Source organism: Campylobacter concisus UNSWCS (assembly GCF_000466685.1).
GTDB lineage: Bacteria > Campylobacterota > Campylobacteria > Campylobacterales > Campylobacteraceae > Campylobacter_A > Campylobacter_A concisus_A.
In genome coordinates this window covers 1-283 of record NZ_ANNG01000173.1, presented here as the reverse complement: position 1 = coordinate 283, position 283 = coordinate 1, and the positions used below count along the sequence as shown (strand labels likewise).

Annotated in this window: 1 protein-coding gene; it reads left to right on the top strand. The window is 31.4% G+C overall.

Translation table 11 applies throughout. The annotated features are described in order from the left end of the window. Positions 1-283, top strand: a 283-nt coding sequence (locus UNSWCS_RS12285) for a hypothetical protein (protein WP_035144356.1), incomplete at both ends; no start/stop codon positions are given.

Genomic DNA, 283 nt, shown 5'->3' with positions numbered 1-283 from the left:
AGAAACAGGCGAGCTTAATTTTAATAGTGAAGTAAAAGAAAATGTTGCACAGTATGAAGCTGGAAAACTATTAGGCAAAGAGCTTGCTCAAAAACTAACGGATGATAGTGTTACCATAGAAGAAAAAGAGGCTTTAGGAAATAAATTTATAGAGCTATTTGCAAGTAAAGCAGGTCTTGACCTTAATGGCATATCTTTAAGAATAATTGATGATAAATTCGCAAAAGGAAAAGACGATGAAAAATTTCTAGGACATTTTAATAGTGGCTCAATAATACTAAAT